Source organism: Bacillus sp. BS1807G30 (assembly GCF_040047675.1).
Classification (GTDB): Bacteria; Bacillota; Bacilli; order Bacillales; family Bacillaceae; genus Bacillus; species Bacillus altitudinis.
The window spans coordinates 1,831,630-1,858,594 of record NZ_CP157353.1; the positions used below are offsets into that span (position 1 = coordinate 1,831,630).

The following is a 26,965-nucleotide window of genomic DNA, read 5'->3' on the forward strand; positions in this document are numbered from 1 at the left end:
TGCATCACCTCATATTAAGTTTATTCTGCGTTTTGTGATGGAATGCCAGCAGATGGTGTAAGCAAGATGTTTTTCATTTTAAGCAGCTGAGCTTTCGGGACGTCGCAGGCTTCTACTAAATACCGCTCTGCATTTCCGTATGTATCCATCATCTCATTCAGTACATCTTCGAGATAATCTTGCTGCACACCAAGCAGGGGTTGAATTTGTTCTTTTGACACCCGATATAAACTCATCATACGAACAAATCGTTCTTGTCTTTTCACTAGCATTTTCACGCCTTCATTGGAACGCATGTATTCACTTAAAACGGTATGCACCGGCACACCCGTTGCTAATTGAATAAGAGCAGATAAAAAGCCTGTACGGTCCTTTCCGCTTGTACAGTGAAGCATAAGTGGATAATTTTTTTCATCGGACAGTAATGTAAACAATTGCTGAATCTCTTTTTTTCGCTCATAGAGCATGCTTTGATATACATCTTTCATGATCGGTGTAAAGGATAGAGATTTTCCTTCTGCTATCAGCATACGAAACATGGTCCATTTGCTAGGCATCATGCTGTCAGGCTGCATAGGGATATGAACAATTTTGTCATGTTCCATGATTTTTGGTGGGTGTGATTTTCGTTCTGAGCTTGTACGCAGGTCACAAATCGTTTGAATTCCAAGTGTTGAGAACGTCAATATGTCTTGCTTCGTGAGACGTGATAAATCGGCAGATCGATAAATCATTCCTTGTTTGATGACCATCTGATCCGTTGTTTGGAGTCCCCCTACCTCTCTAAAATTTGCTAACTTTGAAAATTGTATGTTGTGTTGATTCATAGAAGTGAAAATCCTTTCTATCCTCTTTTCTCTATCATACGCTTTTATGAAAAATGAGAAAAGATAAGAGAAAAAGATCATTCGATTCTCCCATGTTGATCAGTGACATCTTTTACGTGGAATTATTGTTATAATAGAATCAGCATATTCGTATTGATTGGAGATTGTAGCATGATAAAAACAAAACGTATTCAGCAAATAAAAGAGTATGTATTTGACCGGGAATCTGCCTCTCTTGATGAGCTTGTGACGCATTTTGGCGTCTCAAAAAACACCATACGCCGAGATGTACAAGCATTGGTAGAATCCGGCGTGCTAAAGAAAGTGTACGGCGGCGTCGCTGTGAACCACTCAACGTTGGTGGTGTATCAAGAGCGAAAGACTCGTCAGCTGAGTAAAAAACAAATGATCGGACAGGCTGCCGCCGCTTTTGTTGAACATGGTGATATGATTTTTGTTGATTCTGGTACAACGACACTGGAGATGCTTCCCTATTTGAAGGAGAAACAGATTACCGTTGTGACAAATAACGTGGATTTCATTACACAGGCTATGCCTTATGAACACCTCACCATCTTTTCAACCGGGGGTATGCTAGAGCGAAAGACAAATTCTTTCGTTGGTTATCAAAGTGTTGAGCGTCTAAAAGCATACAATGTCAATAAAGCATTTATTGCATCAACTGGCTTATCCATTAATCATGGCGTCACGAATTCCTCCCCGCTTGAGACAGATATTAAAAAAACGCTCGTTGAAAAAAACGCCAAAACCTTTTTATTAGTCGATGATAGTAAGTTCGACCATTATGCCTTGACCACGTTTTGTGACTTAAAAGACATAGACATCGTCGTGACGAATGAACAACCAAATGAAGATTACCTTCAATATGGAAAAGAGCATGATGTGAAATTTGTCACGCCTTAGTCCAGAGCGAAAAAGCCAAGCGCCAATGTGTTGGCTTTTTTCTTATGCGCAAAAGAGTGAAACGGCGAAGTGTTGGTTACATTATGATTGTATATTAAACACATATTTGGAGGTTGACCTGATGCCGTTGTTACGATTTGACGTGATAGAAGGCCGTTCAAAAGAGGAATTAAAGAAACTGCTGGACACTTGCCATGAAGCAATGGTTGATGCCTTTGGGGTACCTGAACGAGATCGCTATCAAATTGTTCATCAGCATCGCCCTGAAGAGATGATGATTGAAGACACTGGGCTTGGTTATCCGAGAACAAAAGATCTTGTTGTCATTAGTGTTGTCAGTAAACAGCGGACGAAAGAGCAAAAGGAACAGCTTTATGCACAAATCGCAGAACGTGTAGAAAAAGAATGCGGGGTTGCCAAGACGGATGTGATGATCTCCATCGTGGAAAATGGAGACGCCGATTGGAGCTTCGGGATGGGTGAGGCTCAATTCATAAGAGGATGGCTCTAAAAAACGGCTCAGGAATGTGAGCCGTTTTTTGATTCATTCATTTTCAAGCTGCATGAGCAAGTTGAATAAATAGCGGTACACTGAAGAGATCACACCAATCAAAGGTGTATCTTCTTTGATGTCCTCTAGTTCAAGAAGCGGAATGTTGACATCAAATAACCCGTCTTGTCCATTAAATTGAAGCTGAGCACCATTTAATGTTGAGAGCATCTCTTTTAGTAATCCAGTATCTTTTTTAGGACGCTTCAATCCGAATAACACGGTATACGTCTGAAATACTTCATCCCATTCTATGGCAAGTCCGTCGGCTCTCACCACATCAAACCACTTCGACTCGATGTAAATGAATTCTTTTTGTTGTTTTTTTACGTATGTAAGAGGTGTATTTAAAAAGGAAGCATTTTCTGTTTGAATCATTTCCTCCGATTCCTTGTCTACACGTTCTATATAAACATCAGCAAAGCGTGCTTCTTCTTTCATTTTTGCCCCTTCTAGCGGCCAATTTTGACTTGCGGCTTTGTTATATTCAAAGTCGGTGAGCGCCTGCCCTTCTTTCAGTAAATCTTGTAAGCGATTTTGCAGTGACATGGCTGTGTCTCCTTTCATCTACTTCATATGCGTTTTTATTTTAGCATAACACATGAAAAGAAAGATATGCCTGAGCATATGATGGTATGATAGTGTAAAAAGAAACATCTCGGAGGGGACCGTTTTGCTCACAATGACACTGGCAGAAAAAATCGTAGATGAGGTCAAAAAGGTACTGACGGAAGAAATCATCATCACACAAACAAACGGTACCATTATTGCTGCAACAGATCCAGCACGCATTGGTCAATTTCATGAAGGAGCATATGTCACATCCTTAGAAGGGAAGAAACGAATTCTCACAAAGGATGATGTGCTGCAGATGAAAGGCGTCAAAGCCGGTATCAATCTGCCTATTTATTTTAAACAAGAAGTGATTGGGGTCATTGGAATGACAGGCGATCCAAGGCATGTGTCCCCTTTTGGCGACATTTTACGTAAAATGACAGAGCTGCTCATTCAAGAACATGAATTTTTTCAAGAAACGGAAACAGATGAACGGCAGCTTGAAGCCTTTGTGTTCGACTGGCTTCATCTGCCAGAGACAGCGGTTGATATGACCGATAAAGCGCAGCGGCTTGGCCTTGATGTCAACAAGCAGCGTGTCGCTATTCTCATTGATTGTCAAGATGAATCGTTTATGAAGCAGGATCAATACAAACTGATGAAGGACAAATTGCACCTGACCAATCAGGAGATCATTGTGCGCTGGGGGCATGCACGTTTTTTGCTCATGCTGCAAGCCACACCAGATGGTCGTGATACATGGCACAAGCGCCTGTTCCATATCCATGCTGCGCTCGCAGCGCTGTCACCATCGAGGATTTTAATGGGGGCAGGAAAGCCTGCAGCTTCTCATTTCATGAAGCAGTCCTTTCACCAAGCCTTTCGCGCTTTAAAATTGGCGCATGCTGAAACACCCATTGTGTTTGATGAAGATTTGACACTTGAACTTTTTATGGAGGAAATCAGTCAGGAAACAAAAGATGCGTTTCTTGATCGAACGATTGCGTCCCTTTTCCCCTATCCTGAACTAGTGAAAACTTTGCGGGTACTCATCGCTTCGGATTACTCATTGAAACATACAGCGGAAGCCATGCATGTCCATATTAATACACTTCATTATCGATTAAAACGAATCCAGAATTTAACCACACTTGATCCAAAGCGCATGCAAGATGCAATGCTTTTTTATTTGGCATTGCTGCTTTTAGATCATGATACAAAAAATACGATAAAACAGCCTGATATTTTGTAGAATCGTCCATAGGCATATGACGGTTCTTTTTTTATACTGATAGAAACGAGACGTTAAATGAACGGGAGTGATTGTATATGCTGGATTCAGAATTTTCAAATCAATTAAAAGAGATTGTCGGTGCGTCCTATGTCCAAGACAGCAAGGCGGATTGTCTTGCCTACTCTTATGATGCGACACCAAATTTTCAACATATGCCAGATGCGATCGTGCGACCTCATACGGCTGAAGAAGTGCAGCAAATTGTGAAACTGTGCGCCTCTTACAAGGTGCCGATCGTCCCAAGAGGCTCAGGGACGAATCTTTGCGCAGGAACATGTCCTACTCAGGGCGGATTGGTGATTCTCTTTACTAGAATGAATCAATTATTAGAAATAGACGAAGAAAATTTGACCGCAACGGTGCAGCCTGGCTTAATTACGCAGGAGTTGATTCATCAAGTAGAGGAAAAAGGTCTCTTCTACCCGCCTGATCCAAGCTCTATGAAAATTTCCACATTAGGCGGCAATATTAACGAAAATTCAGGGGGGCTGCGGGGGTTAAAGTATGGAGTGACAAGGGATTATGTCCTTGGGCTTGAAGTGGTTTTGCCAAATGGTGACATCATCAAAACAGGCGGAAAGCTTGCAAAAGATGTCGCTGGATATGATATGACTCGATTGTTCGTTGGTTCAGAAGGAACACTCGGGATTGTCACAGAAGCAGTGCTAAAGCTCCTGCCGCTTCCAGAAACGAAACAAACAATGCTTTGTTTATACGAAAGCCTTGAAGAAGCTGCGACTTCTGTATCGGCCATCATTGCTGAGCGTATCATTCCTGCTACATTAGAATTTATGGATCAGCCGACCCTTGAAGTCGTTGAAGATTTTGCAAACATCGGCCTGCCTACCGACGTTCAAGCTGTGTTATTAATTGAACAGGACGGCAACCCTGAAGCTGTTTCTCGTGATATCCAAAAAATCGCAGAAGTCTGTGAGCAGCACGGGGCTACAAGCGTCAAGATCGCACATTCAGAAGAAGAGGCAAGTGCGCTCTTAACAGCGAGACGCTCTGCTTTATCTGCCCTCGCTCGATTAAGTCCTACAACGATTTTAGAAGATGCTACCGTTCCCCGGTCTGAAATTGCCAATATGGTTCGTGCAATCGAAGACATTGCACGAAAGTACGAGGTGAACATTTGTACGTTTGGTCATGCAGGTGATGGCAACTTACACCCCACTTGTGCGACAGATGCAAGAAATGAAGAAGAAATGAAACGTGTAGAAGCTGCCTTTCAGGCCATTTTTGAAAAAGCCGTTGCACTTGGCGGCACCATTACAGGCGAACATGGCGTTGGTCTCATGAAAGCCCCCTATTTGGAGCTAAAGGTCAAAAAAGAAGGAATCGCTGCAATGAAGGCGATTAAACAGGCACTTGACCCGGCACATATCATGAACCCAGATAAAGTGTTTGGAAAAGCCTCAAGAAAGCGGGTGGTGGTCTGATGAGTTCTTCTTCTAAGCAAAAAGAGATCCAGCAGCAGTTTCAGGAGCAAATGGATGAAAAGGAGCTGCTTAATTGCATGCGCTGCGGATTCTGCCTCCCTTCCTGCCCTACCTATATTGAATCTGGACAACAAGAAACGCACTCCCCTCGGGGCCGAATTGCGTTAATGAAAGCTGTAAGAGATGGCGTCATTGAGCCAGATGAAGATGTTGAACATTCCCTTAATCTTTGTCTTGGTTGCCGTGCATGTGAACCAGTCTGCCCTTCTGGCGTCAAGTATGGACAGCTGCTAGAAGATGCAAGAGACATTATTCAACAACATAAAAAACAATCATTTCCTGTCAAATTGATGAGACGTGTTGTGTTTAAAGGTCTCTTTCCTTCACAAAGTCGTATGCGACAAGCTGCTAGTTTTCTTCGATTTTATCAAACATCTGGTCTGCAAACAGCCGCGAGGAAGACTCGCATACTGAAGGTGCTTCCCTCCCATTTACAGTTGATGGAACAGGCACTTCCAAAGGTGCCGCCTCAAAAGAAAAAACGTTTGAATGAATATAAAGCCATTGGTCAGGTAAAAAAAAGGGTGGCGTTTTTTACTGGCTGTTTAATGGATACAGTTTTCTCAAACACAAACAAAGCGACCATTCATCTCTTGCAGCTGGCAGGCGGTGATGTGATCGTTCCTCCTATACAAACGTGCTGCGGCGCGCTACATGGTCATAGCGGAGAAAAAGACCAAGCAAAACAGTTAGCTAAGCGGAATATTGAAGCATTCGAGGAAACAGATGCCGATGCGATTGTCATGAACGCGGGCGGCTGCGGCGCCTTTTTAAGTGATTACGGTCATTTGCTTCAGGATGATCCAAATTTTCAAAAACGAAGTAAAGCCTTCTCACAGAAAATAACCGATATATCAAGCATCCTTGTGGAGCTGGAGTTTCACCGCCACGTGCCACTGGCTTTGCCAGCGCAAGTGATCACCTATCAAGACTCCTGTCATTTACGAAATGGGATGAATGTACAACAGGCGCCGAGGGTGCTCATGAAAGCCATTCAAGGGGTAACGTTTAAAGAAATGAAAGATGCCGGCCGCTGCTGCGGATCTGCAGGAATCTACAATATCTTGCAGCCAGACATGTCGATGCAAATTTTAGATCATAAAATGACAGAAGCGAGCAACACAGCTGCAGCTGCCATTGTGACGTCGAATCCAGGCTGTCAATTACAAATGGCAGCAGGCGTCAAAAAGGCAGGACATATGCCTAGCATGAGAGCGATTCATCTGGCTGACTTTTTATTAGAAGCCGTTCAATATGGAAAAAAAGCGTCCAGCTCATGAAGCTGAACGCTTTTTTTATGCATATCTTCAGACGATTGGTTGGATAATAGAGGCAAATCGCGGAAGGAGATGGTTCAAGTGCTGAAGAAAAACAAATCAAAACAGAAAGACCCGAATTCAGTATTTGAGGCACTATCGCGTTCCTCTGATTTTATCAATGAATTATCAAGTTCCGGAGGTTTCCTTTATAGAATCTCTTTTTTTCGTTCTTTAATTAATGGCAATCTCCTTCATGAACAAATCTTGCCTTTTATTCAACAATTGCATCTGACACCCACCCTTGAAGAGCTAAAAGAACACATCCCAATTGAACAAGCTGTGATTACGAATGACCTTCAAAAAGTGGAAGAAGCTCTTCATCGAGGCAGTATTGCTGTTCGAATTGAGACAGACTGGGGCAAAGCGCTCCTTTTGCCGATTGAAGAAAAGAAAGGCAGACAAGTGAGCCAACCTGAGATTGAATTCGGAATCATTAGTGCGCAGGAAGCATTTGTGGAAGGGCTGGACACAAACTTAAACTTGATTAGGCGCAGACTGCCCACTCCTGACCTTAAAGTAGTTGAACACACAGTTGGTACCCTTTCTCAAACGAAAGTAGCCGTTGTATACATAGAGAATATCGCCAACCCGCAGAACATTGAAACCGTTCTTCAGCGGGTTCAAGATGTTGACTACGACCAAATTCTAGATTCTAATTATCTTGCGCAAATGCTTTATGATGTGTCCAATACAATCTTTCCATTGTTTTTAAATACAGAACGGCCAGACAGGGTTTCCTCAGGTTTAACGGAAGGAAAAATAGCCATTATGGTTGACGGTTCGCCTCATACCCTGCTTGCACCTACAATTTTACTCGAGTATTTTTCTACAATGGAAGACTATAACATGTCTTGGATCGCAGCATCCTCCTTTCGGCTGTTACGCATTTTTGCAGTGATATTTTCTATTTTTGCAACCCCTTTGTATGTAGCAGTTTTAACGTTTCACTATGAACTGATTCCTAAGGACTTATTAGAAACGATTGTCGCATCACGCTATCTCGTACCCTTTCCGCCTATTATTGAAGCATTATTTTTAGAGATATCGATTGAGCTACTTAGGGAAGCCGGGTCTCGCCTTCCTGCAAAAGTCGGACAGACGCTTGGTATTGTTGGAGGTATTGTGATCGGACAGGCTGCGGTTGCAGCGGGATTAACAAGTAATATCCTGCTCATTATCGTCGCATTATCAGCTCTTGCCTCTTTTGTCACCCCTATATATAAAATGGGGACGACCATTCGTCTCTTACGTTTCCCATTTCTTTTTGCTGCACAAGTGTGGGGAGCGCTAGGGATTTCGCTAATGGGGGCTTTTCTTCTTACACATTTAATGAAATTAACGTCTATAGGCCAGCCTTACTTAGAGCCAATCTTTCCACTTCGATTGGCCGATTTAAAAGGTAGTTTGATTCGGCCCCAACTCCGCTTTTTGAAAAAACGTCCAGAAAATTTACGTCCGCAAAATGAAACGATACACCGCCAAAAGCCAAAGCAAGGCCGTAAGGGGAAAAATGATTTTTATGAATAAGGAAGTGAAGGCATGAGCTCTTCTTCTGTGAAAGAAAAATTTCAAGTATCCCCTTTTTTTGTGTTTTTTCTGATCAATGCCAATCAAGTAGGTGTTGGTATTTTAAATTTCCAGACGAATCTTGTGCGGACGATTAATAATGATGGGTGGATCGCCATTTTAATTGCTGGTGCAAGCGTCAATTTGATGATCTTCCTCATTTACTTTTTGTTTAAAAAAGCACCTACTGACGAATTTAGTGACATTACGCAATCTGTGTTTGGTAAATGGCTCGGACAATTCATCAACATTCTCTACATTTTGTATTTTTCTTCATTGTCTTTGATTGTGCTTGTTCATTATATGGATGTAATCCATGTTTGGCTGTTTAAAGAAATTCCCGGTCTTCTATTTGCATCAGTGCTACTCATTCTTGTCTATTACATTCACACAGGCGGATTTAGAACAATCGCTGGCTGGGCATTCTTTAGCATTGTCCTAACGTACTGGATGACCTTTATCTGCTTTTATGTCATGAAATATAGTCACATCCGGTTTATGTTCCCCATGTTTGATCATTCATTTTCACAACTCATGATGGGGGTCAAAGATGCCTCTTTATCCATGTTTGGTTTTGGAACATTGCTTGTCTATTATCCCTTTATTAAAAAAGCACAAACGTCGCAAAAATTTGCACATATGGGAGTGTTGCTGACTACATGCCTGAATTTGCTTGTATTTCTCGTCTCTATAGCGTACTACTCAAGTGCTCAGCTCGAACTAACGAAATGGCCAACATTGACATTAACCAGCATTGTCAAACTTCCGTTTATCCAGCGCTTTGAATTTATTGAAGTGTCACTATGGCTTTTGCTTATCGTTCCAAATATCGCCATTCCATTATGGGCAGCCAGCAGAATGGCAAAACAAGTGTTTCACACGAGCCAACGCATGACGTTAATTGTTCTCAGCCTTCTCATTCTCGTCATGTTTTCATTTTTGATCGAGGCCACCTCTTTTGAGACGTTTAATAAATGGGTGGAATATAGCGGATATATCCTCATATATGGATTGACTGGATGTATGATCATTGGGCTGCTGCTGAAAAAAAGGTGGGTGAAAAAACGCGCATGAAACATTATATTCTCGTGTGTCTCATGTTATTGAGCCTTTTCTTAACGAGCTGTGCACAGCCTCGTCTCTTAGATGAATTAAGTATCTCGCAGGCAGCGGGATTTGACTTATTGGATGATGGAGAAATGAAGGGCTTCTTTGTTTTCCCTGTTTTTAAAAGCGAAGAACAAGGAAGCTATCAAATTGTAAGTGCTAAGTCAAATACCATTAGTAATATTCAGTTTCTTGTGTCGGAAAAATCGCCTTTCCCCGTTGTCATGGGACAAGTACTCGTGATTTTAATAAGTGAAAAGCTGGCGAAAGAAGTGGGTATGATTGATTTGATGAATTACATTTATCGTGATCCGATCATTGGGTCCCGTCAAGTATTTGCCATAGTAGGCGGAGAAGTTGAAGATTTGTTGTATACAAAGATGAATCAAACCAACTTAAATATCGGTGTATATCTTTCAGATTTGCTGGCCCAAAACATGCGAAATGGCAATCAACCTGTGACCAATCAGCATATTTTTATGAATCAGATGATGGCAAAAGGCGTGGATGCCTACCTCCCTTACATTAAAAATACAAGCAACTCTATTAAAGTGTCAGGTGTCGCTCTTTTTGATCAAGAAAAAATGGTTGGGCATATTCCAGGGGAAGATACGTTTACGTTTAAAGCGATGATTGAAAATCATAAAAATGGGATTTATGAGTTTCGATTTAATGACACAAAGAAAACCCATGTTGTCATTGAAAATATCAAATCACATGTGTCTTATCACATTAAACCAACTGAAAACCTTTCAAAAAAGCCTCATATCACCATTGATATCAAGCTGAAAGGTGAGTTAAAAGAATTTATGAAATCAAAAAAAATCGATACGCCTTCTATCTTGCAGCATGTTGAAAAAGAAGTGGAGAAGCGTGTGGCCCAGCAAGGAAAAGACCTTGTTCAATCCTTTAAAAAGCAAAAAATTGATCCACTTGGACTTGGTTTGAGATATCGCTCTAAAGATAAAGCCATGACACCGGAGAAATGGCAAAAAATCTACCCTGATGCAGATGTCCAAGTGAATTGTCATATGAACATTGTCCAAACGGGTGTCAGCCAATAAAAAAGCCTGTATGAAAAGGTTCTCCCTTCTCGTACAGGCTTTTTTAATCTTCATCTTTTACATCCGGATCCTCAGGGATTGGTTCATTTAAGATGTCTTGAATGAGCTCTTTATATTGTTCTAGCTGTTTCATATGGGTTTGAAACTGCCCTTGATAAATGAGATACGATTCCCCGTCAAATACGTAACGAATCTTTTTTTGCTGGATTAATTTTTCAACATATGCTTCAGATACTTCTAAGTATTCAGCTGTTTCTCCAATTGTTAAATACATGCATGTGCACCACCGTTCGTTTCATCTTACAAATTATATCACGAGCTGGTGAAAAAACAGATATCGCTTGTTCATGTTTTTTTCATCTTTTCTTCACTGATTCGTCAACTCGCTTTTGTACAGTATTCATACACCCACTCAAACACTAGGAGGTGATGATCCTTCGCATGACAAAGAAAAATATTCGGACCTATGCCACATTTTTAACTGTAGGTGCAAGCAATACGATGATTGACTTTCTGCTCTTCTTTTTTTTAACTGCCTGCTTTGTTCCCTCTTTTCTTGCACAATGCCTGTCCTATACTGCAGGAATGCTGAACAGTTATGTTTGGAATCGAAAATGGACGTTCCAAGTAAAAAAGAAAGCTGACAGGTGGGAATGGATCAAGTGGACCACAGTCAACGGCGCAGCGTGTCTCCTCACCTATGTTGTCTTATATGTCATGCAGCAAGCAGGTTTCTCATTATTCATTAGTAAAGCGATTGGTACCCTTCTTGGCATGATGATCACTTTTACTGGAAGCCGCCTATGGGTGTTTCCATCAGAAAATAAACCATCAGAAATGGAGCGATGATTCAATGAATATCAAAAAAGCCGTTATACCAGCAGCCGGATTAGGCACACGTTTTTTACCCGCAACGAAAGCACAGCCAAAGGAAATGCTGCCGATTATCGACAAACCCGCTATTCAATACATAGTTGAGGAGGCTGTTCAATCAGGCATTGAAGATATACTAATTATCACAGGAAGAAATAAAAAATCAATTGAAGATCACTTTGACCGTTCGATTGAGCTAGAACACACGTTGCTTGAAAAAGGGAAAAATGAACAGTTAGCTGAAATCAAACATATTGCGGATATGGCCAATATTCATTATATTCGTCAAAAGGAGCCCTTAGGTCTTGGACATGCGGTATTATGTGCACGTCATTTTACTGGCAATGATCCTTTTGCGGTCCTTTTAGGTGATGATGTCATGGTGTCAGAAAGACCTGCACTCTCTCAGCTCATGGAAGTCTTTGAAGACAAACAAAGAGAGGTCATTGGCGTCCAGCAAGTGGATCGTCTAGATGTCAGTAAGTATGGTATGATAAGACCAGCTAGAGTAGACGGTCAAGTGTTTGAAGTCACAGACTTAGTGGAAAAGCCAGCTATTCATGAAGCTCCTTCCGATTTAGCCGTGATGGGCAGGTATTTGTTAACACCATCGATTTTTCCTATTCTTCAAGGAATCGAGAGAGGTGCCGGGAACGAAATCCAGCTGACAGATGCCCTGAAAATCATTGCACATGAATCACCCATTTATGCAAAACAATTAGATGGGATGAGATTTGACGTTGGTGATAAGCTGGGCTCATTTAAGGCAGCGGCTGAAATTGGATTGATGCGTCATGATATGCGGACAGCCATGCTAGCCTATATGCAAAGCATACTCATGAGAGAAGCAAAACAAGCATAGGCTCTTATAAGGATGCTTGAAGAAAATTCGTATTTAAAGGCAGAGTGAAATGAATGGGAACCTTGTTTAATGAAATTTTAACCTGGCTGACAAGCCTTGGTTACGCAGGTGTTGCACTTGGACTGATGATTGAAATTATCCCGAGTGAAATTGTACTTGCCTACGGCGGATATATGGTGTCAACAGGAAGCATAGGATTTGTTGGAGCCGTCATCGCTGGGGTTATTGGAGGAACACTTGCCCAGTGCTTTATTTACTGGATCGGCCTTTACGGCGGAAGACCTTTTTTAACAAAGTATGGGAAGTATTTATTCATCCATGAGCATCATATTGCCACGGCAGAACGCTGGTTTGACCGATATGGAACTGGTGTCGTATTTACAGCTCGTTTTATCCCAGTCGTGCGCCACGCGATCTCGATTCCAGCTGGTATTGCAAAGATGCCATTTCTCAAATTTGTTCTTTTGACCGGATTAGCCGCCATCCCTTGGTCCATCCTATTTATTTACCTTGGAATGCAGCTTGGGACAAAATGGGACCACATTCAAAGTGTCGCTCACACGTATACAACACCAATTATGGTCATTGCCATTGTTCTCATCGTACTGTATTTCGTTTTGAAAAAAATTCGCACAAATCGAAAACGGACAATCTAACAAAAACGCCTTTCACTCGTCATGTGAAAGGCGTTTTTTCTATGCGTGCGTCGATTGTTTTTTCATATATTGAGATAATTCCATAATCATTGCACCCATTCTTTCAAGTGATGGGGCTAGAATGCGGCTTATCCCCTCTTCTTTTAAAGCTTCAGCTGTGACTTTTCCAACAGCTACAGCTAATACATGCTGCTCGAATAGATGTTGCAGTTCTTCTTTTTTGCCCCATTCTTCTGCTAGTTTGAAAAAGGCATGAACCTGAACAGCGGTTGTAAAACAAACGGCATGGACCTTCCCTTCTTTCATTTCTTGAAGCAAAGTGTCTGCCGCCTCTGGTTCAGGGGGCGTGTGCTGATATGGCATGAGCTGCAAAACGTCTGCTCCCTTGTGATGTAAAAAATCAATGAGAGCTGGTGCATTTTCGCCGTGAAGCTGCACCATGACCCGTTTACCTTGAAGTTCTTTGTCTTCTAACTTTGAAATGAGGTCACGAACGGTTCCATCTTCATCAGAAACATCAGGCTGAATGCCGTGTTTTTTTAGAGCCGCGAACGTTTTGTATCCTCTTGAAGCGATATGGGCACTTGATAAAATGTTCATAAATGCTTCTCCAAGCTGCAGCTCTTCTGCACTTTCAATTAATGTGTCTGTGCCGATACCCGTTGTTAAAATGACCCAGTCAGCTCCCTTCTTTACAAAGGTTTCTATGCCTGGCTTCAATTCCTCTTTGGCTAAAAATACAGTGCCCTGAAGAGAACGAATAACAGCTTGTCCTCCTTGCTTTTCAACAAGTGTACGCATTTCTTCTGTTTTTCTTGTTCCACATATGGCAATGGTCTTTCCAGCTAAGCCTTTACTCATTCTCATCCCTCTTTTTCTATCACATGTATGATGTATTGTATTAAATATAGATTTATTTGGAAGACGTTGCAAGTGTCTACTAAAAAAGAGCTTGACGTTTCTATCGAATTCGAGTATCTTTTGTAAGTGCAAATTGTAGGAGGTCATTATGGAAAAACAGAATGTTCAAGCAATTCGATTATCAATCGCTGACCCAACACCACTTGGTTTGTTTGGTTTAGCAATGGTGACGCTTGTTGCGTCTTCACAAAAACTAGGAATCACAGATGGCACATCTCTTATTTTACCTTGGGCTATCTTCCTTGGAGGAATCGCGCAGCTGATCGCGTCCATACAAGATTCAAAGCATCATAATATTTTTGGAGCCACTGCCTTCGGCGCATTCGGTCTTTTTTGGATGGGTGTTGGAACCACTTGGCTCATTCAAGCTGGCGTTTTTGGGAAAACGCTTGCGGGAGCTGCGGATCCAAAACAACTAGGTTTTGCTTTTATTGGTTATTTGATTTTCAGCTTATTTATGACGATCGGTGCAATGGAAACACATAAAGTATTGTTTTTGATTTTCGTCTTTATTGATTTCTTATTCATTGGCCTGTCCCTAAGCTCGTTTGGTGTGATGTACGATGTGACTCATACGATGGCTGGTATTGCAGAATTGATTATTTCTCTTCTTTCATTTTATGGTTCTGCAGCTGTTGTGCTGAATACACATTTTGGTCGTACAGTACTGCCAGTTGGACAACCATTTCGCGTTTTTACAAAAGAATAAATAAAAAAGAACTGCTCTGTGTCAGTACTCAGATTGTAGAGAAACTCATGTTTTTCTACAATCTTTTTTATTTTTAAAATATTGATGTTCTTTTATTGTATTGACAGCCTGATTATAATACAACTGATCGTAATGGTTACAGATTCTACATAAAAATTAGATACAAAAAATATGCATACCGCCCCCTTTACTTTAAAGCTGTACAAGATGCATGTTTAGAACGCCACTTCATTTTCCGTATTTTCCATTTATTAAATAATTCTCTTTTAGAATGAAAACGAATATGGAAAATTGTTGAAATAGTCATGTTACCAAAGTATTATTGAGACCTATTGTTAAATGCTATTAGAGGTATTTAAACTTATTTTAAAAAACAGGAAAAATGACTGATGTATAAATGTATTTTTTAGTTTAACCTAATTTTTACCCTGAAATTGGTTTCACAAGGGTTAATGTATATATTTTGAAGAGAAAACCAATTTAAAACAAGGGGGATGATACACTTCTTACACTACAAGGAGATGGAGATTAAAAGTAATGGCTTCTGCGCTTTATAGCATTATTTAACAGTATTAAGAATAATAAAAAAGAATTGGGAGAATAAGTATGATTAAAAAAATGGGTGTTTTTATATTACTTTCTTTATTAATCGTTCCAGCTTTTTCTCAGGCAGCATCTGCTCATACAGTGACCCCCGTGAATCCTAATGCTCAGGCGACAACAAAAGAGTTGCTGAATTGGCTAGCTCACCTGCCAAACCGATCTGAGGATCGCATACTGTCAGGTGCATTCGGCGGATATACAAATGCAACGTTTTCAATGTCAGAAGCTGATCGAATCAAAAATGCTACTGGCCAGTCACCTGCAGTATATGCTTGTGATTATTCGAGAGGATGGTTGGAGTCAGCCAGTATTACTGACGCAATTGATTACAGCTGCAACAGTAATTTAATTTCTTATTGGAAGAACGGAGGTATACCTCAGATTAGTTTGCATCTTCCTAACCCTGCGTTTCAATCTGGGCATTATAAAACTCCAATTTCAAACAGTCAATACCAAAAAATCTTAGACTCATCAACTACTGAGGGCAAGCGATTTGACGCTGTTTTGAGTAAAATTGCAGATGGTCTTCAGCAGTTTGAAAATGAACGTGTTCCTGTTCTATTCAGACCTCTTCATGAAATGAATGGAGAATGGTTTTGGTGGGGTCTAACTGAATATAACAAAAAAGACAACCAACGCATTTCACTTTACAAACAGCTTTATCAAAAAGTCTATCATTATATGACTGATACAAGAGGTTTGGATAACTTAATTTGGGTATATTCCCCAGACGCAAACCGAGACTTTAAGGTAGATTTTTATCCTGGATCATCTTATGTTGACATTGTGGGATTAGATGCGTATTTCTCAGATGCTTATTCGATTAAAGGATATGACGAGTTAACTGCCCTGAATAAGCCATTTGCTTTCGCAGAAGTTGGTCCGCAAACAGCAAATGGTAGCCTTGATTATTCACAATTTATCAATGCAGTTAAACAAAAATATCCTAAAACCATTTATTTCTTAGCTTGGGATGATGGTTGGAGTCCTGTGGCTAATCAAGGTGCCTCTAATCTTTATAATGATGGTTGGACACTGAATAAGGGTGAAATGTGGAGCGGGAGTTCACTTACACCAATAGTTGAATAATGAGATACAAAGAGCACTATGAAGAAACTTTACTTCATAGTGCTTTTAAATATAAATTGATACATAAATTCAGGAGATACAAAGCATGTTATAGTAAATTTCTTATTCAAGTTGTCTTTCAGTACGGTAACCATTTAGGTATCCGATAAACATCATTTTGAACAAAATAAGTGGATCAAGAGAAGGACACCTTTATTTTTCTTGTTCCCCTTGAAATATGTCTGCAATGATTTCATAAGAGCGCATTCTTTCTTGATGATCAAACATATCCGAATTAATCATCACTTCATCTGCTTGAGTCGCTTCAATAAAGGCTTCTAACTCTTTTTTCACCTTTTGTTTATCCCCAATCATCGTCGAACTTAATTGTTCGTCCACCATCGCCTTCTCATATGGACTCCATAGCCCATCCATACTTTCAACAGGGGCTTTGAGTTTTCCTGGTGTATTGCGAATGAGACTCAAAAACCGCTGATAATGAGACGTCGCCAAATACTCAGCCCGCTCTGTTTGATCAGCAGCAAAAACCGTCACACCAACCATCGCATAAGGTTTTTTTAACACATCAGATGGTCGAAATGACTGTCTGTATAATTCTAAAGCAGGAATGGTATTTTTAGGTGAGAAATGTGCCGCAAAAGCAAATGGCAGCCCGAGTTCCCCTGCAAGCCTTGCACTAAAACCACTTGAACCAAGAAGCCAAATTGGTATATCCAACCCTTCTCCTGGAACAGCTCTGACATGTTTTTTGACCTGACCAGTCGGTTTGAAATATTGCCGAAGTTCTTCAAGCTGCTCAGGGAAATCCTCCCCATTATGAAGATTACGTCTAAGTGCCCTTGCCGTTAACTGATCTGTTCCTGGTGCCCTGCCTAGACCTAAATCAATTCTCCCTGGATACAAAGTCTCCAGTGTTCCAAATTGTTCTGCAATGACGAGTGATGAATGGTTTGGAAGCATAATCCCCCCAGAACCAACGCGGATCTTTTCAGTCCCTCCAGCAATATATCCAATCAAGACGGATGTTGCTGAACTCGCAACCCCTTCCATATTATGATGCTCCGCAAGCCAATATCGATGGTAGCCCCACTTCTCAGCTTTTTTTGCTAAATCCATACTATGTTCAAATGATTCTTTAATTGTGCCCCCCTCTGTTACAGAGGATAAATTTAACACGGAATATGCTGTGTGTTGTAATACTGATTGACTCATACATGCTGCCCCATTTCTTTCAAAAATCATACTAGTTTCATTCTTTCAACACCATAACATAAAACGATTTAACTTTTAAATGATTTGATTCGATGAACTTCGAACTAAAAAATATCATTAAGCTCAATTCCGCTTTTTAAATTTCCACATAGAATAAAATATTAACTTTTAGGAGATGGGGAATTTGTATAACCAGTACGATAACAAATGTCCCTTTTGCGGAAAAAATCATGATTGGCAACCTCATTACAGAAAATCTCGTCACGATAGACCTACATTTGATGATTGCCCTCTTCTTAAACGAGAATGTAAAAAGAAAAAAGTTGTTAAACATCACAGCACTTGTGCTAAAGCAAAAGGACGAAAAAAAACAAATAATAAGATTGTAAACAGAGGTTCTACTGGTGTAACTGGTGCTACCGGGCCTACTGGGGTTACTGGTGCCACCGGTGATACCGGACCTACTGGTCCAACTGGGGTAACTGGGGCTACTGGAGTTACTGGGGCTACCGGAGTTACTGGTGATACGGGACCTACTGGTCCAACTGGGGTAACTGGTGCTACTGGAGTTACTGGACCTACTGGTGCAACCGGAGTTACTGGTGCTACCGGGCCTACTGGGGTAACTGGTGCCACCGGGGTTACTGGAGATACCGGAGTTACTGGAGATACCGGGCCTACTGGAGCAACCGGAGTTACTGGAGATACCGGACCTACTGGAGATACTGGGGCTACTGGTCCAACTGGTGTAACTGGTGCTACCGGGGTTACTGGAGATACCGGTCCAACTGGGGCAACTGGTGCTACCGGAGTTACTGGTGATACCGGGCCTACTGGGGCAGGATTAACAGGAATTGAAGCGTTTGATCCGGTAGTCAGTCCTACTTACCCAGTAGGGCAAGTAGTGACCTTTAATGGAAGTACGTATGTAGTAAATACTGCACCACCGACAGGTACACCAGATACTTCCCCAGACTACACATTACTGGCTGCGGCAGGATCAACTGGAGCCACTGGGGTAACTGGTGCAACCGGAGATACCGGACCTACTGGTCCAACTGGGGTAACTGGTGCTACCGGAGTTACTGGTGCTACCGGACCTACTGGAGATACTGGGGCTACTGGTCCAACTGGTGTAACTGGTGCTACCGGAGTTACTGGAGATACCGGACCTACTGGAGATACTGGGGCTACTGGTCCAACTGGTGTAACTGGTGCCACCGGACCTACTGGTCCAACTGGAGATACCGGGCCTACTGGTGCAACCGGTGTTACTGGAGCAACCGGACCTACTGGGGCAACTGGTGTAACTGGTGCTACCGGAGTTACTGGAGATACTGGAGATACCGGGCCTACTGGGGCAACCGGAGTTACTGGGGCTACTGGAGATGCCGGACCTACTGGGGCAACTGGTGTAACTGGTGCTACCGGAGTTACTGGAGATACCGGACCTACTGGGGCAACTGGTGTAACTGGAGCAACCGGAGTTACTGGAGATACCGGACCTACTGGGGCAGGATTAACAGGAATTGAAGCGTTTGATCCGGTAGTCAGTCCTACTTACCCAGTAGGGCAAGTAGTGACCTTTAATGGAAGTACGTATGTAGTAAATACTGCACCACCGACAGGTACACCAGATACTTCCCCAGACTACACATTACTGGCTGCGGCAGGATCAACTGGAGCCACTGGGGTAACTGGTGCTACCGGAGATACCGGGCCTACTGGTCCAACTGGTGCTACCGGAGTTACTGGAGATACCGGGCCTACTGGTCCAACTGGTGCTACCGGAGTTACTGGAGATACCGGGCCTACTGGTGCCACCGGTGTAACTGGAGATACCGGGCCTACTGGAGATACCGGAGTTACTGGAGATACCGGACCTACCGGTGCTACTGGTGTAACTGGTGCTACCGGGCCTACTGGAGATGCCGGACCTACTGGGGCAACTGGTGTAACTGGTGCTACCGGTGCTACCGGAGTTACTGGAGATACCGGACCTACTGGGGCAACTGGGGCAACTGGTGCAACCGGAGTTACTGGAGATACCGGGCCTACTGGAGCTACTGGGGTTACTGGTGCCACCGGTGATACCGGACCTACTGGTCCAACTGGAGTAACTGGTGCCACCGGTGATACCGGACCTACTGGAGCAACCGGAGTTACTGGAGATACCGGGTCTACTGGAGATACTGGGGCTACTGGTCCAACTGGTGTAACTGGTGCTACCGGAGTTACTGGAGATACCGGACCTACTGGAGATACTGGGGCTACTGGTCCAACTGGTGTAACTGGTGCCACCGGACCTACTGGTCCAACTGGAGATACCGGGCCTACTGGGGCAACCGGTGTTACTGGAGCAACCGGACCTACTGGGGCAACTGGTGTAACTGGTGCTACCGGAGTTACTGGAGATACTGGTGCTACCGGGCCTACTGGGGCAACCGGAGTTACTGGGGCTACTGGAGATGCCGGACCTACTGGGGCAACTGGTGTAACTGGTGCTACCGGAGTTACTGGAGATACCGGACCTACTGGGGCAACTGGTGTAACTGGAGCAACCGGAGTTACTGGAGATACCGGACCTACTGGGGCAGGATTAACAGGAATTGAAGCGTTTGATCCGGTAGTCAGTCCTACTTACCCAGTAGGGCAAGTAGTGACCTTTAATGGAAGTACGTATGTAGTAAATACTGCACCACCGACAGGTACACCAGATACTTCCCCAGACTACACATTACTGGCTGCGGCAGGATCAACTGGAGCCACTGGGGTAACTGGTGCTACCGGAGATACCGGGCCTACTGGTCCAACTGGTGCTACCGGAGTTACTGGAGATACCGGGCCTACTGGTCCAACTGGTGCTACCGGAGTTACTGGAGATACCGGGCCTACTGGTGCCACCGGTGTAACTGGAGATACCGGGCCTACTGGAGATACCGGAGTTACTGGAGATACCGGACCTACCGGTGCTACTGGTGTAACTGGTGCTACCGGGCCTACTGGAGATGCCGGACCTACTGGGGCAACTGGTGTAACTGGTGCTACCGGTGCTACCGGAGTTACTGGAGATACCGGACCTACTGGGGCAACTGGGGCAACTGGTGCAACCGGAGTTACTGGAGATACCGGGCCTACTGGAGCTACTGGGGTAACTGGTGCCACCGGTGATACCGGACCTACTGGTCCAACTGGAGTAACTGGTGCCACCGGTGATACCGGACCTACTGGAGCAACCGGAGTTACTGGAGATACCGGGTCTACTGGAGATACTGGGGCTACTGGTCCAACTGGTGTAACTGGTGCTACCGGTGATACCGGACCTACTGGAGCAACCGGAGTTACTGGAGATACCGGACCTACCGGTGCTACTGGAGTAACTGGTGCCACCGGTGATACCGGACCTACTGGAGCAACCGGAGTTACTGGAGATACCGGACCTACTGGAGATACTGGTGCAACCGGAGTTACTGGTGCAACCGGTGCTACCGGTGATACCGGACCTACTGGTCCAACTGGAGTAACTGGTGCCACAGGTGATACCGGACCTACTGGAGCAACCGGAGTTACTGGTGCTACCGGACCTACTGGAGATACTGGGGCTACTGGTCCAACTGGTGTAACTGGTGCTACCGGAGTTACTGGAGATACCGGACCTACTGGAGATACTGGGGCTACTGGTCCAACTGGTGCCACCGGACCTACTGGTCCAACTGGAGATACCGGGCCTACTGGGGCAACCGGTGTTACTGGAGCAACCGGACCTACTGGGGCAACTGGTGTAACTGGTGCTACCGGAGTTACTGGAGATACTGGTGCTACCGGGCCTACTGGGGCAACCGGAGTTACTGGTGCTACTGGAGATGCCGGACCTACTGGGGCAACTGGTGCTACCGGAGTTACTGGAGATACCGGACCTACTGGGGCAACTGGTGTAACTGGAGCAACCGGAGTTACTGGAGATACCGGACCTACTGGGGCAGGATTAACAGGAATTGAAGCGTTTGATCCGGTAGTCAGTCCTACTTACCCAGTAGGGCAAGTAGTGACCTTTAATGGAAGTACGTATGTAGTAAATACTGCACCACCGACAGGTACACCAGATACTTCCCCAGACTACACATTACTGGCTGCGGCAGGATCAACTGGAGCCACTGGGGTAACTGGTGCTACCGGAGATACCGGGCCTACTGGTCCAACTGGTGCTACCGGAGTTACTGGAGATACCGGGCCTACTGGTCCAACTGGTGCTACCGGAGTTACTGGAGATACCGGACCTACTGGGGCAACTGGGGCAACTGGTGCTACCGGAGTTACTGGAGATACCGGGCCTACTGGAGCTACTGGGGTAACTGGTGCCACCGGTGATACCGGACCTACTGGTCCAACTGGAGTAACTGGTGCCACCGGTGATACCGGACCTACTGGAGCAACCGGAGTTACTGGAGATACCGGGTCTACTGGAGATACTGGGGCTACTGGTCCAACTGGTGTAACTGGTGCTACCGGTGATACCGGACCTACTGGAGCAACCGGAGTTACTGGAGATACCGGACCTACCGGTGCTACTGGAGTAACTGGTGCCACCGGTGATACCGGACCTACTGGAGCAACCGGAGTTACTGGAGATACCGGACCTACTGGAGCTACTGGTGCAACCGGAGTTACTGGTGCAACCGGTGCTACCGGTGATACCGGGGCTACTGGGGTTACTGGTGCAACTGGAGTTACTGGTGCAACCGGAGATACCGGGGCTACTGGGGTTACTGGTGCAACTGGAGTTACTGGAGCTACTGGAATTACTGGTGCTACTGGAGATACCGGGCCTACTGGAGCTACTGGGGCAACTGGGGCAACTGGAGCAACCGGAGTTACTGGTGCCACCGGTGCTACCGGTGATACCGGGGCTACTGGGGTTACTGGTGCAACCGGAGATACCGGGCCTACTGGTGTAACTGGTGCCACCGGGGTTACTGGAGCTACTGGAATTACTGGTGCTACTGGAGATACCGGGCCTACTGGAGTTACTGGTGCCACCGGAGATACCGGGCCTACTGGAGCTACTGGTGTAACTGGTGCCACTGGGGCTACTGGAGCAACCGGAGTTACTGGAGATACCGGGCCTACTGGAGCTACTGGGGTTACTGGAGCTACTGGAATTACTGGTGCTACTGGAGGCACTGGGGCTACTGGTGCTACTGGAATCACTGGTGCAACTGGAGTTACTGGTGCCACCGGAGATACCGGGCCTACTGGTGTAACTGGTGCCACCGGGGCTACTGGTGTAACTGGTGCAACTGGAGCTAGCGGTCCAACTGATACGGCACTTTATGCTGGAAATACAACAGGTCCTACAATCATTACTATTGCTGGTGGTACGAACATTGCTTTACCAAGTAATCAAAATATTAATGGATTTACGCCGAATGGTTCAAATGATACATTCACAGTCCAGCAAACAGGTAAATACTATATCACATATCAAGTAAATACCACTGCTGCACTTTTAGTGAGCACAAGGCTATGGTTGAATGGATCAACTGCTATTCCAGGTTCAATTCAGTCGTCTGCCGTATCCACAACTTTTATGAGCAATACAGTTATTGTCAATTTAACAGCAGGAAATACAATTTCATTACAATTTTTCGGAGCGGTTGTAACAGCCATTCTAATAGGTGGTGGTGCAACCGGTGCATCACTTACCATCATCAGACTCAGCTAAGTGAAACGAAGATAAAAAAAGAAAGGCTCTGTCAGCCTTTCTTTTTTCTATCTTCAATTACGCTTATACAACGGTCAATATCATGAGATTGCAAGAGGTGAAAAATAGACTGTATGAACGAAAACTCTAAGTTCCACCATTCTAATAACTGAAGTTTTTCAATGATATCCGAAGAAAATCGATATTTCATGAGCCGTTGCGGGTTCCCGGCGACAATCGCATATGGTGGCACATCTTTTGTAATCAGACTATTTGCTCCAATGACTGCCCCGTTTCCTATCTGTACCCCTGACATGATCGTTGCTCCATATCCAATCCAAACATCGTGCCCTATACACACATCTCCTTTTGATCGTGGATGTCCTTCAATGTGGGCAGCATCTGTGAAAATTTGATTGAAGGGATACGTCGTGACCCAATCTGTTCGGTGTTCACCACCAAGAAAAACTTTTACTTCGTTTGCGATGGAACAAAACTTCCCCACATTCAGCGTTGTCCCTTCTCCCCACGTCAAGACTTGAAAATCTGGTCCAGCATAAGTGAAGTCACCGATATCATACGAACTGAGCTCACTTCTTTGGTTTAAAAACATAGAAGATCAGACCCCCTACAAAGTAATCGATCTTCGTATGTATATGCCAGATGATAGGCTCACATTATGATTGGACAAGTGCAACGATCTGCTTTTTCTTCCATACTAGTCGATAATAGCCATATTGGAGCAATAAGTTTACAAAAAAGGCTGCAGGATAGCCTATCCAGATTCCTTTGATCCCCAGCGATGTGTAGTGTGATAGCACATAAGCCACTGGTACTTCAACAAGCCAAATGGAACAAATACTAAAGATGGTCGGCCATAGCACTGTTCCGCTTGCTCTCATTGTGGCTGCAACGATTTGCGCCGTTCCAAAAATGAGATAGCTCCATAGGGTAATCACGACCAAACTATATGCAATGTCAATCGTTGCAGGATCTGTTAAAAAGATAGATAAAATTTGTGGTGCGAAAATATAGACGAAAATAATAATCAATCCGCCTATCGCAAAGTTTAGCCCCAGCCCAATTTTAATGACATCTTTCAAACGATTCATGTTTCCTGCGCCAATGAATTGTGCGGCGAAAATAGATACTGCAATACCAAGGCTCACTGCAGGCATCTGTACATAACTTACGACTTGGTTAACAACGCCATAGGCTGCTGTTGCCTGTGATCCATAATCGTTGACAAAAGAAATGACAGCAATTTCTGATAAAGAAATGAGAATCATATTAATACTAGAAGGGATACTTAACTTTAATAGCGTTTTTAATAAATCCCCTTTCATCAATAAATGCTTTCTAACCGACGCATCAATGCGAAGCGGGTGCTTTGTTTTATAAAGATAGATATGAAGAATGATAAACGTAACGATTGTAGAAATCACAGAAGAATACGCAGCACCATATAAACCAAATGCCGGTAATCCAAGCCAGCCGAATAATAAAATTGGTAACAATAAAATATTTGTTCCTGTACTAATCATTAAGAAATAAAATGGTGTCTTAGAATCTCCTGTTCCTCGTAAAAAAGTTGTATAGACAAAATAAAGAAATAAGATGGGCATGGAGATGAATAGGATTCTGGCATATGCCGCACTTTCCTCCACAATATTTGCAGGTGTCCCCATCAGATGTAAAATATCTGTGGCAAAAAAACCTCCAATGACAGCTAAAGAAAGTCCGATTAAAAAGGTGAACGAAAGCGTTGTACCGATAATTTCCTTTAACCTCTGCTCATTTTTTGCTCCGTACGCTTGTCCAATCAGGATCGAGCTCCCTGATCCAATCCCAATGGAAAAAGAAACAAGTAAAAAGAAAAGTGGAAAGAATGCAGAAATCGCAGCTACTGCATCCTCTCCAATCCATCTACCGACAAGCACAATGGAAACAAGCTGTCCAATTGATTGCAAAATATTGCTTAATAAAAGTGGAATTAGAAAGATCGACATGGTTTTTACTAAAGATTGATTATTATCTAACGTCATGATGGTTCTCCTTCTCTGTCTAAAGATCCTCAGCTAATATGCTGACAATGCGGTCTTCTATCTCTTTTCCTTTTTCGTCATCAACGAGATGATTCAATAAGATGGAAAAAGCAAGCGTTTTTCCACTCTGCGTTTCAATATATCCAGATAGTGTGCTGACCGTTGATAGCGTACCTGTTTTTGCACGCACTTTTTCTAGTGTAGCTGGTTCTTTCAATCTGTTTCTTAATGTACCTCCCACCATACGCTCACTTGCCCCAGCTAATGGAAGTGCATGGACATAGGTGTTAAACCATTTTTCCTTTTGAATGTTTGTCAAAAATAAAGTGAATTGGTTTGCAGAAACAAGGTTAATGGGTGATATGCCTGATCCGTCTCTCAACACAGTCATAGATGCATCTATGCCATAGGCAGGAAGGCGTTCATTCAGCACGTCAAGCCCTTTGTCAAAACTTCCTTTGTTCTTTACCCGCTTCCCAAGTTCTTTTAACAGAATTTCTGCATGTGTATTGTTGCTTAATTTCATCATCGGAACAAGAAGATCGGATAAAGGCATTGATGAATGGGAAGCGATTTTTTTCGCTTTTTTAGGAACTTGTTTTGTTTTGAGTGGTCCTTTCAGCTGAATCCCCTCAGCCTTTAATGCTCGTTTCATTAAGTCTAAAGCATACGTTGTCGGTTCCCATAATGCGACCCATTGTTTAGACGAAGATGCTTTTAGCGGAATCGTCCCAGTCAGTGTAATTTTGTTTGTACCGTGAGAGCGTTTAAAAGATACTTTCTTCTTTCCTCCTTCTGGCACAGTTTTCACTTGATTGACAACTTGAGCGACGTCAGTCTTCGGGATCATCTCATAGCTGGCCTTCTGCCCTGCTTTCTTTCCCGGCTTAACTTCGAGAATGATCGTTCCTGCATCATAATCCTCATTCGGTGAAGCAGTAAGAGCAGATATTTGAGCGCCGTAATATTGATCTTCATCACTCCACGGCAGATCGATGGAATACCTTGTGTCATCAAACCAAGTATCATCAGCCGCAAGCTGTCCACGAATCGTATGTATTCCGGCCTTTTTGACTTGTTTGGCTAATGCGGCAAAATCGCTTTCTAACAATGTAGGGTCTCCAGTGCCTCGGAGATAAAGATTGCCGTGCAATGTTTTCTTTTGGATTGGACCATCCATCCAAACGTCTGTTGGAAAAGTGTGTGTTTCACCCAGTAGATCGAGTGCGATAGCAGATGTGAGTAGTTTCATATTAGAAGCAGGAGTCAGACGGATGTCCGCTTGATGTTCATAAAGAAGGGAAGTGTCAGAAGTATCGCGTACGCTGATGCCAGCAATCGCGCCCTCTAGATCAGGTGATGTTCGAATGAATTCGTCTAAGGAAGTGATCCATTTTGATTGATCATCATGAGCTGTTAGTTGTTCATCTTTCACTGAAAAAGGGAGAAATAACATGGACAAAATACATAGTTGTAAAAACATGACCTGTGAGAAACGTTTCACGCAATCCCTCCTTTTTAGAAAAGCAGCCAAATTTAGCAGATTATGTTCATTATACACAAAAGAACGTTTGTTCTCAAAGGTT

22 protein-coding genes and 1 pseudogene are annotated in these 26,965 nt (G+C 43.5%); 14 read left to right on the top strand and 9 right to left on the bottom strand.

The features are described from left to right. Positions 1-20: 20 nt before the first annotated feature. Complete coding sequence (locus ABG082_RS09325; protein ID WP_348936804.1) at positions 21-908, bottom strand: tyrosine-protein phosphatase; 888 nt, start codon at positions 906-908, stop codon at positions 21-23. Positions 909-998: 90 nt separating this feature from the next. Here ABG082_RS09325 and ABG082_RS09330 point away from each other — a divergent pair, with 90 nt between their 5' ends. Further along, positions 999-1,751, top strand: coding sequence for a DeoR/GlpR family DNA-binding transcription regulator (locus ABG082_RS09330; protein ID WP_138825880.1), 753 nt, complete (start codon positions 999-1,001; stop codon positions 1,749-1,751). A gap of 121 nt (positions 1,752-1,872) precedes the next feature. After that, positions 1,873-2,262: a tautomerase family protein gene (locus tag ABG082_RS09335; protein ID WP_076821573.1), complete on the top strand. Its 390-nt coding sequence runs from the start codon at positions 1,873-1,875 to the stop codon at positions 2,260-2,262. Positions 2,263-2,295: 33 nt separating this feature from the next. On the opposite strand, the gene ABG082_RS09340 is transcribed toward ABG082_RS09335, so the two are convergent. Next, positions 2,296-2,850 (bottom strand): branched-chain amino acid aminotransferase, encoded by a 555-nt coding sequence (locus tag ABG082_RS09340; protein ID WP_348936805.1) that lies wholly within the window; start codon positions 2,848-2,850, stop codon positions 2,296-2,298. 124 nt (positions 2,851-2,974) lie between these two features. Between ABG082_RS09340 and ABG082_RS09345 the strand changes: the two genes are divergently transcribed. The 6 genes from ABG082_RS09345 (at position 2,975) to ABG082_RS09370 (ending at position 10,708) form a co-directional block, all read left to right on the top strand. Continuing rightward, positions 2,975-4,108 (top strand): sugar diacid recognition domain-containing protein, encoded by a 1,134-nt coding sequence (locus ABG082_RS09345; RefSeq protein WP_348936806.1) that lies wholly within the window; start codon positions 2,975-2,977, stop codon positions 4,106-4,108. A 77-nt stretch (positions 4,109-4,185) separates the two neighbouring features. Next, a complete protein-coding gene (gene glcD, locus ABG082_RS09350) occupies positions 4,186-5,592 on the top strand; it encodes a glycolate oxidase subunit GlcD (RefSeq protein WP_348936807.1) in 1,407 nt (468 codons plus the stop codon). Next, positions 5,592-6,932: a (Fe-S)-binding protein gene (locus tag ABG082_RS09355; RefSeq protein ID WP_348936808.1), complete on the top strand. Its 1,341-nt coding sequence runs from the start codon at positions 5,592-5,594 to the stop codon at positions 6,930-6,932. The genes glcD and ABG082_RS09355 overlap by 1 nt, the downstream gene beginning before the upstream one ends. Before the next feature lie 69 nt (positions 6,933-7,001). Further along, entirely contained in the window at positions 7,002-8,498 is a 1,497-nt protein-coding gene (locus tag ABG082_RS09360; protein WP_342494752.1) for a spore germination protein, read from the top strand. 12 nt (positions 8,499-8,510) lie between these two features. Continuing rightward, positions 8,511-9,611, top strand: a complete 1,101-nt coding sequence (locus tag ABG082_RS09365; RefSeq protein WP_007499199.1) for a GerAB/ArcD/ProY family transporter — start codon at positions 8,511-8,513, stop codon at positions 9,609-9,611. Next, on the top strand, positions 9,608-10,708 hold the full coding sequence (locus ABG082_RS09370) for a Ger(x)C family spore germination protein (RefSeq protein WP_230677016.1): 1,101 nt from the start codon (positions 9,608-9,610) through the stop codon (positions 10,706-10,708). Before ABG082_RS09365 ends, ABG082_RS09370 begins: the two co-directional genes overlap by 4 nt. Positions 10,709-10,751: 43 nt before the next feature. Here the strand turns inward: ABG082_RS09370 and ABG082_RS09375 are convergent, their stop codons facing one another. After that, positions 10,752-10,982, bottom strand: a complete 231-nt coding sequence (locus ABG082_RS09375) for an excisionase family DNA-binding protein (RefSeq protein WP_008346618.1) — start codon at positions 10,980-10,982, stop codon at positions 10,752-10,754. Positions 10,983-11,137: 155 nt separating this feature from the next. On the opposite strand from ABG082_RS09375, the gene ABG082_RS09380 reads away from it, so the two are divergent. From ABG082_RS09380 to ABG082_RS09390, 3 genes are read left to right on the top strand one after another with little or no spacing between them, the layout of a single operon-like run. Beyond that, positions 11,138-11,557 carry a GtrA family protein gene (locus ABG082_RS09380; RefSeq protein ID WP_342494753.1) on the top strand — a complete coding sequence of 140 codons (420 nt, stop codon included), beginning with the start codon at positions 11,138-11,140 and terminating at the stop codon, positions 11,555-11,557. A gap of 4 nt (positions 11,558-11,561) precedes the next feature. Continuing rightward, positions 11,562-12,443, top strand: coding sequence for a UTP--glucose-1-phosphate uridylyltransferase GalU (gene galU / locus ABG082_RS09385; RefSeq protein ID WP_017359504.1), 882 nt, complete (start codon positions 11,562-11,564; stop codon positions 12,441-12,443). 53 nt (positions 12,444-12,496) lie between these two features. Then, positions 12,497-13,099 carry a DedA family protein gene (locus ABG082_RS09390; RefSeq protein ID WP_007499192.1) on the top strand — a complete coding sequence of 201 codons (603 nt, stop codon included), beginning with the start codon at positions 12,497-12,499 and terminating at the stop codon, positions 13,097-13,099. Between the two features lie 39 nt (positions 13,100-13,138). Here ABG082_RS09390 and ABG082_RS09395 read toward each other — a convergent pair whose 3' ends face one another. After that, positions 13,139-13,960 carry a uroporphyrinogen-III synthase gene (locus ABG082_RS09395; RefSeq protein ID WP_024719426.1) on the bottom strand — a complete coding sequence of 274 codons (822 nt, stop codon included), beginning with the start codon at positions 13,958-13,960 and terminating at the stop codon, positions 13,139-13,141. A gap of 148 nt (positions 13,961-14,108) precedes the next feature. Between ABG082_RS09395 and ABG082_RS09400 the strand changes: the two genes are divergently transcribed. Continuing rightward, complete coding sequence (locus tag ABG082_RS09400; protein ID WP_142155245.1) at positions 14,109-14,729, top strand: GPR1/FUN34/YaaH family transporter; 621 nt, start codon at positions 14,109-14,111, stop codon at positions 14,727-14,729. 606 nt (positions 14,730-15,335) lie between these two features. Next, positions 15,336-16,421, top strand: coding sequence for a glycoside hydrolase family 26 protein (locus tag ABG082_RS09405; RefSeq protein WP_142155246.1), 1,086 nt, complete (start codon positions 15,336-15,338; stop codon positions 16,419-16,421). 105 nt (positions 16,422-16,526) lie between these two features. Here the strand turns inward: ABG082_RS09405 and ABG082_RS09410 are convergent. Both ABG082_RS09410 and ABG082_RS09415 read right to left on the bottom strand, forming a co-directional pair. Further along, positions 16,527-16,607 (bottom strand): annotated as a pseudogene (locus tag ABG082_RS09410) (transposase); the annotation flags it as partial. A gap of 6 nt (positions 16,608-16,613) precedes the next feature. Next, a complete protein-coding gene (locus tag ABG082_RS09415; protein ID WP_348936809.1) occupies positions 16,614-17,633 on the bottom strand; it encodes an LLM class flavin-dependent oxidoreductase in 1,020 nt (339 codons plus the stop codon). Between the two features lie 175 nt (positions 17,634-17,808). Between ABG082_RS09415 and ABG082_RS09420 the strand changes: the two genes are divergently transcribed. Continuing rightward, a complete protein-coding gene (locus ABG082_RS09420; protein WP_348936810.1) occupies positions 17,809-23,355 on the top strand; it encodes a hypothetical protein in 5,547 nt (1,848 codons plus the stop codon). A 31-nt stretch (positions 23,356-23,386) separates the two neighbouring features. Here ABG082_RS09420 and ABG082_RS09425 read toward each other — a convergent pair whose 3' ends face one another. The 3 genes from ABG082_RS09425 to dacB all read right to left on the bottom strand — a co-directional run bounded on the left by ABG082_RS09425 (position 23,387) and on the right by dacB (position 26,883). Further along, positions 23,387-23,947 (bottom strand): CatB-related O-acetyltransferase, encoded by a 561-nt coding sequence (locus tag ABG082_RS09425; protein ID WP_193803646.1) that lies wholly within the window; start codon positions 23,945-23,947, stop codon positions 23,387-23,389. Positions 23,948-24,011: 64 nt separating this feature from the next. After that, a complete protein-coding gene (locus tag ABG082_RS09430) occupies positions 24,012-25,379 on the bottom strand; it encodes an MATE family efflux transporter (RefSeq protein ID WP_342494756.1) in 1,368 nt (455 codons plus the stop codon). Positions 25,380-25,398: 19 nt separating this feature from the next. Then, on the bottom strand, positions 25,399-26,883 hold the full coding sequence (dacB, locus tag ABG082_RS09435; RefSeq protein WP_348936811.1) for a D-alanyl-D-alanine carboxypeptidase/D-alanyl-D-alanine-endopeptidase: 1,485 nt from the start codon (positions 26,881-26,883) through the stop codon (positions 25,399-25,401). Positions 26,884-26,965 lie beyond the last annotated feature (82 nt).